The sequence below is a fragment of the Parabacteroides sp. CH2-D42-20 genome, assembly GCF_003670185.1.
GTDB lineage: Bacteria > Bacteroidota > Bacteroidia > Bacteroidales > Tannerellaceae > Parabacteroides > Parabacteroides distasonis.
The window spans coordinates 78,308-88,356 of record NZ_RAYG01000030.1 but is presented as its reverse complement, the minus strand read 5'-3'; the positions used below and the strand labels follow the sequence as shown (position 1 = coordinate 88,356).

General features: G+C 50.5%; 6 protein-coding genes. 2 read left to right on the top strand and 4 right to left on the bottom strand.

Annotated elements, in window-relative coordinates; all coding sequences use genetic code 11:
• Nucleotides 1–117: 117 nt before the first annotated feature.
• Together D7V92_RS17255 and D7V92_RS17250 are read left to right on the top strand one after the other, a co-directional pair.
• Complete coding sequence (locus D7V92_RS17255; RefSeq protein WP_057317034.1) at nt 118–936, top strand: alpha/beta hydrolase; 819 nt, start codon at nt 118–120, stop codon at nt 934–936.
• A gap of 27 nt (nt 937–963) precedes the next feature.
• Nucleotides 964–2,409 (top strand): glycoside hydrolase family 30 beta sandwich domain-containing protein, encoded by a 1,446-nt coding sequence (locus tag D7V92_RS17250; protein WP_121773372.1) that lies wholly within the window; start codon nt 964–966, stop codon nt 2,407–2,409.
• Between the two features lie 162 nt (nt 2,410–2,571).
• Here D7V92_RS17250 and D7V92_RS17245 read toward each other — a convergent pair whose 3' ends face one another.
• The 4 genes from D7V92_RS17245 to D7V92_RS17230 form a co-directional block, all read right to left on the bottom strand.
• On the bottom strand, nt 2,572–4,197 hold the full coding sequence (locus tag D7V92_RS17245) for an efflux RND transporter periplasmic adaptor subunit (RefSeq protein WP_121773371.1): 1,626 nt from the start codon (nt 4,195–4,197) through the stop codon (nt 2,572–2,574).
• Nucleotides 4,198–4,201: 4 nt separating this feature from the next.
• Nucleotides 4,202–5,668 carry a TolC family protein gene (locus tag D7V92_RS17240; RefSeq protein WP_224202593.1) on the bottom strand — a complete coding sequence of 489 codons (1,467 nt, stop codon included), beginning with the start codon at nt 5,666–5,668 and terminating at the stop codon, nt 4,202–4,204.
• Nucleotides 5,669–5,687: 19 nt separating this feature from the next.
• On the bottom strand, nt 5,688–9,434 hold the full coding sequence (locus tag D7V92_RS17235; RefSeq protein WP_121773370.1) for an efflux RND transporter permease subunit: 3,747 nt from the start codon (nt 9,432–9,434) through the stop codon (nt 5,688–5,690).
• Nucleotides 9,435–9,605: 171 nt separating this feature from the next.
• On the bottom strand, nt 9,606–9,992 hold the full coding sequence (locus tag D7V92_RS17230) for a hypothetical protein (protein WP_121773369.1): 387 nt from the start codon (nt 9,990–9,992) through the stop codon (nt 9,606–9,608).
• Nucleotides 9,993–10,049 lie beyond the last annotated feature (57 nt).

Here is a 10,049-nt window from a genome sequence, read left to right as displayed (position 1 = left end):
AAGAGTAGGTAGCCGCCGTCTTGAAGAAGGCGATAGCCGATGGAGAGGAGTCAGTCCGTAAGGGGTGACTCCTTTTTTTATATTAAATTTGATGTATTAAATCTATTATCTAATATCATGAAGAAAATCTATTTATTTCTATTTAGTCTGTTTATCTGTAATATCCTTGCGGCGCAAGATCAAGACTATAAAATAGTCAGAGATATCTCTTATACCCAATCGAAAAATCCATATGCGGTGGAACGTTGTAAATTGGATCTTTATTATCCCGAGAACGCAAAAGACTTCCCTACGGTAGTCTGGTTTCACGGAGGCGGCTTGTCGGGAGGTAGCAAATTCATCCCGAAGGAATTGAAGAACTGCGGATTAGCCGTTATCGCCGTAAATTACCGTCTGCTACCCAAAGCCACGTTGAGCGATTGTATCGATGATGCCGCCGCCGCTGTCGCTTGGACATTCAGCGAAATTGAGAAGTATGGTGGGGATAGGCGTAAAATCTTTGTCTCAGGTCATTCCGCCGGAGGTTATTTAACGAATATGGTCGGACTGGATAAGAAGTGGTTGACTAAGTACCGGATAGATGCTGATTCCATCGCCGCATTAATCCCTTTCAGCGGTCATGCGATCAGCCATTTCGCTTATCGGCAGGCGAAGGGGATGAAAGATACCCAACCGAGTATCGACGAGTTCGCCCCTTTGTTTTACGTACGTCCTGACGCTCCTCCATTGATTATCGTCTCGGGCGACCGGGAGATGGAGATGCTGGGCCGCTATGAGGAGAACGCCTATTTTTGGCGTATGATGAAAGTGGCCGGACATAAGAATACTTATATCTATGAGTTGGACGGATATGATCATGGATCGATGGCCGCTCCTGCCTTCCACATCTTAAAGAATCACGTGAAGGCGATCTTGAAAGGTTCAGAAACCCGGTAATTCGATAAACTATTTAATTTAATACGTATGGTTCTCTTTTCTTTATTAATGGTCTTGATTTGCTTGAACGCATGTTCTGGAGCGAAGACCTCGGACAATGTAACGGTGTATGTCACGACAAACGATCGTGCGAAAGATTTCGTGAGAAGTGAGATCGCCTTGGGGGACAAACAAGCCGCCTCGCCTTCCGTGATAACGATAGACCCTTCGGTCCGCTATCAGACGATGGATGGCTTTGGCGCCGCCGTGACAGGCTCTACCTGCTATAACTTGATGCGGATGGCTCCCGAGGATCGGACAGCTTTCCTGAAAGAGACTTTCTCTGATACGGAGGGGATGGGGTATAGCTATATCCGTATCTCGATCGGCTGCTCGGACTTTTCTTTAAGTGAGTATACTTGTTGTGACACGAAGGGTGTCGAGAATTTCGCCTTGCAGAGCGAGGAGAAGGAGTATGTGATACCGATCTTGAAGGAGATCTTGGCGATCAGCCCTTCTATAAAAATCTTGGGATCGCCTTGGACTTGTCCAAGATGGATGAAGGTGGATAACTTAAAGGATTTACGTCCGTTCGAGTCGTGGACTAGCGGACAGCTGAATCCCGCCTATTATCAAGATTACGCTACCTATTTCGTGAAATGGATACAGGCGATGGAGGCCGAGGGGATTCCTATCGAGGCGATAACTCCCCAAAACGAACCTTTGAACCGAGGAAATTCCGTTTCCTTATTTATGGGATGGGAGGAGCAACTCTCTTTCGTGCGTGACGCTCTAGGCCCTAAACTGAAAGAGACTGGCCTCAAGACGAAGATCTACGCTTTCGACCATAATTACAATTACGATAATATGTTGGAGCAGCAAGGCTATCCGATGAAAATCTACGAGGATGAGAATGCCGCTTCTTTCCTGACAGGTGCCGCTTACCATAATTACGGGGGCGACCGGGAGGAGTTGAATAACGTAAACGGCAAGTTCCCCGATAAAGAATTAATATTTACGGAAACTTCTATCGGCATGTGGAATGATGGACGTAACTTAGAGAAACGCTTGATGGAAGATATGGAGGAGACGGCCTTGGGTACGGTGAATAACTGGTGTAAGGCAGTTATCGTATGGAACTTGATGCTGGACAACGAGCGGGGACCGAACCGAGAGGGTGGTTGCCAGACTTGTTATGGTGCTGTGGATATCGATCGCTCGGATTATAAGACGATTACCCGGAATTCTCATTATTATATTATCGGTCATTTATCCTCTGTGGTGAAACCGGGGGCAGTACGGATCGGCTCTAAAGGGTATACGGCTGATGGGATTATGTATTCCGCCTTCGAGAATTTAGATGGAACGGAAGCGCTCGTATTACTAAATAATACGGACGGGACTAAAAATATAACGGTAAACAGCGGCGAACGTTCGTTTACCTACGAGGTTCCCGCTAAAGCAGTCGCTTCTTTTCGTTGGAATCTTTACTAATAAGGAGGGTGTGTTAAAAGTTGGTATTATGGCACGCAGATTTAGCAGATTTACGCAGATAATATATTGATTTTCATATCATAAATCTGCGGTCATCTGCTCAATCAGCGTTATCTGCGTGCCATGTTCACACTTTTGACACACCCCCGAATGTCCAATACTTTATCTATAGTGGCAACAAGCCGGTAGCTTATCATATACGGCTTTATCCGCCTTATCCATATCCGTGTCATGGCCTACTTTAGCGATCGCCTTGCTGATCGCTTTTGGGGAGGTCTTTTGGGGATCGTACTGGAGATGGATCATCTGGGTATCTTTGTCCCAATGAGCGGATAACACACCATTTACCCCTTTTGCCGCTTTCTCGATACGTTCCTTGCACATATCGCAAGAGCCTTTGACACCGAACATGGCATGCTCGGAGGCTACCCCCGTGGCGCTTTGCGCATGCATCATATGCCCCTCATGCCCAATCATAGGCTTGGCGGGCTCGTCGCCGTTATTCATCATGGAAGTTTTTCCCTCCAGCTGTGCGCTGGCGTCTATGGCGAAGACTCCGTTGGTTACGATTTCCTCACCTTCTCGCAAGCCATTCAAGATAACATAAGAGTTACCAAGGGAAGGGCCTAGCTCCACCTCACGCATCAAGAAAGCGGGGGTATTCGTATCCGGTTGCTTTACGTACACGATAGCACGTTTACCCGTCCAGAGCACAGCGGTTTGCGGTACGACGATCTCGTTCTTATAGTTGCGGAGCGGGGCGCTTACGTTTGCCGTGGCGTACATCTCGGGCTTGAGCTCCAAAGAGGCGTTCGGTACCTCTACACGGACCTTGGCGGTACGGGTCGTCGTGTTCAAGATCGGGTCGATGAAAGAGATCTTACCCGAGAACTTCTTGCCGGGTAGCGCTTGCAGGGTAAATTCCACCGGATCACCTTTGCTAAGGAAAGGGAGATCCACCTCGAAAGCGTCGAACAAGGCCCATACCTTCGTGAGGTTCGCCACGTCGAAAAGGATAGCTCCTTGGGACACATAATCACCTTGGCTTACCCGCTTGGACAGGACGATACCGCTCGTGTTCGACTTGATCTCTACAACCGGGGAGATAGAGCCGGATTTCTCGATAGCGGCGATCTGGGCATCTGTCATCTTCCATAAATATAGTTTTTCACGGGCGGCCTGTATCAATGGGGGTTGTCCCATGCGGATCGCTTCCAACAATTCTTGCTGGGCGGTGAAAAGCTCCGGGGAGTAGAGGGTAGCGAGGGTCTGTCCGGCACGTACCGTCTCACCCGTGAAATCAACGTTCAAGCTCTCGATGCGTCCGCTTACGTGCGCTGTTTGGGATTGCAGGCTACGCTCGTCCGGTACGATCTTGCCGTATAAACGGACTTGCTTGACCGGATTCTGGCGGGATACCTTGGAGGTTTGTACGTCCGCTAAGGCTGCTGCTTCTTCCGAAAGCTGAATGGCGTTGGGATCGATGGCCTTGTCGGAGAAGGAGCTCTTACGTACAGGGATCAAATCCATGGCGCAGATAGGGCATTTACCCGGCTTGTCTTGGCGAATTTGGGGATGCATGGAACAAGTCCACTCGCCGGCCTCGTTCTGTTGGAGGTCGTGGCCATGCGTAGGGTCGTGAACTTCCGTGCCGGTCTCGCTCGCTTGTGACGCATGGCTGTCGGTATCGGAGTTATGGAACAGGAGCCAGCCCAACAAGAGGCCGCCCGCTAGGAACAGGATATATATCAGGTACTTGGATTTTACGGTTTCATTTATATTTTTCATTTTCTTATTCGTTTACAGAGGTGGATATTAATTTCTCGATTCCGGCGATTTGGGTATTATATTCCGCTATCGCTTCGCTTTTCTTCAAGTGATAGTCCAACATTTGTCGCTCCACTTGGATCACGTCGGTCAAGGTCGTACTTCCTGTCGAGAATTCCCGGACGATCAGTTGGTAGGTGGCCAACGATAGATCGTATTGTTTCTGGTACAAATCGATTTTCCGTGCGGCATCTTCCAATTGCTGGGTAATACGGATATACTCGGCTTGCAGTTGGTTCATCGTGTTCTCGTACTTCAACTCGCTGGATTTCCAATAATGCTTGCTTTCCCGTTGCTGTGCGTTATATTTCTTACGGAAGATAGGAAGGCTGATCTTTAGCATGGGCATGAACATATCCTTTCCGTTCATACCGGACATAGAGCCCATAGACATATCTTCCGGTTTCTTCCCGATCAAGGAATACTGGAGGCCGATACCTAGCATGGGGTAACTCATTTTCTTGTCCATCTCCGCCTTGGCTCGGTAAGCGTTTCCTTCCGCCTCCAGCATGGTAAGCATGGGGTTGTTGGAGATGACGCTGTCAAGAGCCATCGACTCACCCCATGAGAGAGGAAGCCGTTCCAACGAGTCGGGGACGGAAATCGGGGTAGCTAGCGACTGATTGAGCAACGTATTAAAAGCAGCCTCGGCCGTTTTCCGTTGCGATAACAAGGAGGCTAGCGTATTCTCCAGTTCTACCTTCTCCATCTGGATTCGCAGTACGTCCGACATTCCGCCCATGGAGTTGCCACTTCCCATAGAGCCTCCACCCATAGGGCTACCGCCGGACATTCCGGACATCGTACTACCGGATGCTCCCGTGCTTTGTACCGTAGGGCTTCCCATGCTACTGCCTCCCATACCCGACATACCTCCACCGGATACGGCGGGAGGAGTCGATGGAGCAGAAGATACGGGGGAGGGTAGGACGGAGGAACCGCCCGCCTTCGCCGACGGAGCGGAGAAGCGGTTCAATGCCAACTGTTCCAACTGGTCTAGCAGACGAAGGTTCGCCTGCGTATTTTTATACTGCTCGCTGATATTGCAAAGCTGGTACCATTGACTCTTCACCTCGTAATACAGGTTGTTGCGACTGTTACGGAATTGTTCGTAAGCCATCCGGGCCATCTCGGTCGCCTCGTTGCGGGCCGCCTTCCGGGTACCGAACCAAGGGAACATTTGCATCAAGGTGAAATCCGCTATTTGCTTTCCGGACAAGATCTCCATCGGTTTCAGGAAGAAACCGATCTCCAGTTCCGGGTCCGGATAGGCTCCGGCTTGCGGGACTTTCTCCAAAGATGCCTTATACAGGGAGAAGTCGGCGTTGATCTGCGGATTGTTACGTGCCGCCAGTTCCAGATAATAGCCTAAACTATCGGCCGGCTGGGAGTAAGCGAAAAGGACGTTTAGCATCCCCAGTACACCTGCCATGATGATTGATCTGATTCTTTTATATCTCATAAGTCGTTACCTCCTCTTGAATTTTATTCTTTTGTTCTTTCTTTATAGCGTTCTCCCGCCACCAGCATTGCAGGACGGGAACGACAAACATGGTCATACTCTGGATCAGCATTCCTCCGAACGTAGGGATAGCCATCGGTACCATGATATCCGCCCCCTTACCGGTAGAGGTAAGTACGGGGAGTAAAGCGATCAGGGTAGTGGCTGTAGTCATGGCCGCTGGGCGTACCCGTTTCAGTCCGGCGGCTACTACCGCTTCCCGGATATCGTGCTTGGTGCGGGGGGCTCGCTCGAGGAATACATGATGGATGTAGGTTCCCATCAATACCCCATCATCCGTAGCCACACCGAACAAGGCGATAAAACCGACCCAGACTGCCACGCTCAGATTGATCGTGTGCATCTGGAAAAGATCCCGCATATTCTCTCCGGCGATGGAGAAGTTCATGAACCAATCCTGTCCGTAAAGCCATAGGAAGATAAAACCTCCGGCGAAGGCCACGAACACCCCGGAGAAATGGATCAGTGAGGCAGTGACCGTCTTGAATTGAAAGTATAGAACCAGCAAGACGATCAACAAGGCGAGGGGAACGACGATCATCAGCCGGCTGGTGGCACGCTCCTGCTGCTCGTAATTGCCGGCGAACTTATAGGATACGCCGGGATCAAGGTTCAACCCTCCCTCCTTTATCTGTTGCTCAAGGATGCGGGAAGCCTCTTTCACGACATCCACTTCCGCCTTCCCCGCCAGTTTGTCGAAGATGACGTAGCCTACCAAGAAAGTGTTCTCGCTTTGGATCATCTGCGCTCCACGGGTATAGTTGATATCGGCAAGCTCTTTAAGCGGGACTTGCGCCCCAGTGGCGGTCGGTACGAGGATCATACCTAGCGCCTCTGGATTATCTCGAAGCTCACGAGCGTAGCGTAGGCGCACCGGGAAACGTTCCCTGCCTTCCACGGTGCGGGTCAGTACCATGCCACCGACAGCGGCACTTAATATCTCTTGCAAGTCCTCCACGTTTACGCCGTAACGGGCCATATTCTCACGGTTCAGTTCGATCTCCAGATAAGGGGCGCCTACCGCACGGTCGTAAAATACGGAAGAGGGGATAACGGAGGGTACCTCTTTCAATGCCTTCTCGATCGCCTTTCCGGCTTTCTCGATCGTCTCCAGATCCGGGCCATACACCTTGATACCCATCGGGGCACGCATACCGGTGGATAACATGACGAGACGGGCCTCGATAGGCTGCAGCTTCGGGGCGGAAGTCAATCCCGGAAGATGGGTGACGTTCACGATCTGTTGCCAGATATCGTTCGTGTTCTTGATCTCCGGTCGCCATTGGCGGAAGTAATCGCCTTTAGCGTCTGGGATCAGGCTGTCTGAGGGAATCAGCCGGAAACCGTCTTTGGGGTTATATACGCCTCCATCTTTTAGGAGATACTCCCCTTGCCGGTTTACCTTGAAACGTTCCCTTTTCCCGTCCTCATTTAGGATATATTCCGGACGGTAGTTGATCGTATTCTCGAACATCTGTACCGGCGCTGGATCGAGGGCGGAGTTTACACGGCCCCATTTACCGATGGCGGTCTCCACCTCGGGGATAGAGGCCAGCCGTTTGTCGAGCGCCTCTATATAATCAAGGTTTTGCTCGATACCGGAATGCGGCATGCTAGTCGGCATCAGTAGGAAAGAACCTTCGTTCAGGCTAGGCATAAACTCCTGTCCGATGCCTCTCCATATCCAGAAACCGAATACGATGGTAGCTCCCGGAATCAACATGAATTTCCAGCGGTTATCCAAGCACCAGCGCAATATCCTCTCATAATAAATAACGAGCAGCCACAGGATGCTTAGGATGATGGCTACGCAACCCGCCACGAACAATATATTGGCGAGCATCCCTTTTTGCGGCCCCATCGGCAACCATTCCTCGGATAGGTAATAGATCGTGACAAAGAGGGTGATACCGATATTGATATAAGTGCTCATTTGAGGCTTCTTCCAATAACCGGACAATAGATTATTCACCCCGACTGCCGTTAGCCCGATAGCCGGAATACTTCCATAAATAATAAGTAAGGCGATTCCGGCCACGATCAACAGGTAATTCAGTATTTTCCGTATCAGCCTTGAATGGATCTTTATCGAGAATAACCAATACGATAGGGAAGGAAGCAAGATCAATCCCAGCACGAAGGCGGAAGCCAAAGCATATGTCTTGGTATAGGCCAAAGGCGAGAACATCTTCCCTTCCTGCGCCTCCATGGTGAAGACGGGGAGGAAGCTGACGATCGTCGTGATCATCGCTGTGCTGATTGCCCCGGACACCTCGCTTACCGCCTTATAAATAAGGTTGACAAACGCCTTTCCCCCCTGTATATGCCTGTTCTCGGGCATCTCCCGGTAACGGATGATACTTTCCACGAAGACGACCCCTACATCCACCATCACGCCAATGGCGATCGCTATGCCCGATAAAGCCACGATATTCGCCGCTATCCCCGTATAACGCATGATGATGAACGTGGCGAGCACCGCTATCGGTAGCATACTGGCGATAACGATAGAGGCCCTCAGATTGAGTACCAGCACGATGATGACGATCACGCAGATCAATATTTCGTGGGAGAGGGCGGTCTCCAACGTCCCGATCGTCTCCTTGATAAGCCCCGTACGGTCGTAGAACGGCACGACGGTTACCTTGGAGACCGTCCCGTCCGCCAGTACCTTTTGGGGCAATCCCGGCTCCATCTCCTTGATCTTCGCCTTTACGTTATTGATAACCTCCAAGGGGTTGGAGCCATAGCGGGCTACGACCACTCCGCCCACGGCCTCCACACCCTCCTTGTCCAGCCCTCCCCGTCGGGTTCCGGGGCCGATATTCACGAACGCCACGTCCGATATGCGAACCGGTACGCCTTCCCGAACGGTGATGACGGCATTCTCTATATCTTTTACATTCTTGATATACCCCAAGCCCCGGATCAGGTACTCCACCTTGTTGATCTCCATCGTCTCGGCGCCGATATCGAGGTTGCTCTTCTTGATGGCGCTCATGATATCCATCACGGAGACGTTGAAGGCATACATGGCATCCGGGTTCAACTCGATCTGGTACTCCTTCACGAAACCGCCCGCCGAGGCAACCTCGGATACCCCCTCGGCGGAGGATAAGGTGTACTTGACGTAGAAATCCTGTATCGTACGCAACTCCTCGGCGTTCCAGCCTCCGGTAGGTTTACCGGTCTTGGGGTCCCGTCCTTCCAGCGTATACCAATAGATCTGCCCGAGGGCGGTAGCGTCCGGTCCCAAAGTAGGCTGTACGCCTTCCGGCAAGGTTCCCGGAGGCAGGGAGTTCAGCTTCTCCAATATACGGGAACGGCTCCAGTAGAACTCTATATCGTCATCGAAGATAATGTATATGAAGGACATCCCGAACATGGAGGAACTACGGATCGTCTTCACTCCCGGGATACCTAAAAGAGAGGTGGTCAGCGGATAAGTGATCTGGTCCTGTATATCCTTCGGCGAGCGGCCCATCCATTCCGTGGCCACGATCTGCTGGTTATCGCCGATATCGGGGATGGCGTCTACCGGAATCGGATTCCGGGGAATGATCCCCCCGTGCCAATTGAAGGGGGACGTGGAGATGCCCCATACGATAATCAGCACTAGTAAAAGTAAGGTTACCACCCTGTTCTCAAGGAAGTAACGAATGATTCTGTTTAACATTTGAATGAGCTTTTATGATTTGAAAACATATGAGAACGCTTATTTGTTCGTCTTTGAAGGCTAGCGATCACATGAGTACTCGTGATGCTTTACTCCAGTACTCGCAATAGATTACGCCGGTACTCGTGCGTAAACAGACGTAAATCGCCTTTTAAAAAGGAAGCCTATACGCTAAATCAAAAAAGTACAATGATGGACGAATAACGGGATAGCGCTATTCTCCTTGGGTGGATTAATAAAGGGATTGGAACGTGTTGTCTCGTCTCGCCCGGCGATCTTATAGGAGTCGAGTAGATCGAACAACAAAACTACAGCGACAGGAGCGGACAATTGCACGAGCGTATTCGCCACATCCTGATCGACGGATAACTTAACATATTCCGTCTCGGTAGAGCAGCACTTATGGGACGTGCCCGCCTCACCACAACTGGGGCAAGTGTCAAGATACTGCAAACTCACCTCCGCCAACTTACCCATACAATAATGGTAATTCAGCGCAAACCCGGAGGAAACCCCGAGGTAAAGAACAGTGAGTATGAACAATAAAAATCTTCTCATCCCAAGTAATATATTCCGCAAATATATGAATATTTTTTGAACGGGCAATAGGGTGGA

Coding starts and splice junctions, on each gene's coding strand:
- D7V92_RS17255 (WP_057317034.1), top strand. CDS start 118: ATGAAGAAAATCTATTTATTTCTATTTAGTCTGTTTATCTGTAATATC.
- D7V92_RS17250 (WP_121773372.1), top strand. CDS start 964: ATGGTTCTCTTTTCTTTATTAATGGTCTTGATTTGCTTGAACGCATGT.
- D7V92_RS17245 (WP_121773371.1), bottom strand. CDS start 4,197: ATGAAAAATATAAATGAAACCGTAAAATCCAAGTACCTGATATATATC.
- D7V92_RS17240 (WP_224202593.1), bottom strand. CDS start 5,668: ATGGCAGGTGTACTGGGGATGCTAAACGTCCTTTTCGCTTACTCCCAG.
- D7V92_RS17235 (WP_121773370.1), bottom strand. CDS start 9,434: ATGTTAAACAGAATCATTCGTTACTTCCTTGAGAACAGGGTGGTAACC.
- D7V92_RS17230 (WP_121773369.1), bottom strand. CDS start 9,992: ATGAGAAGATTTTTATTGTTCATACTCACTGTTCTTTACCTCGGGGTT.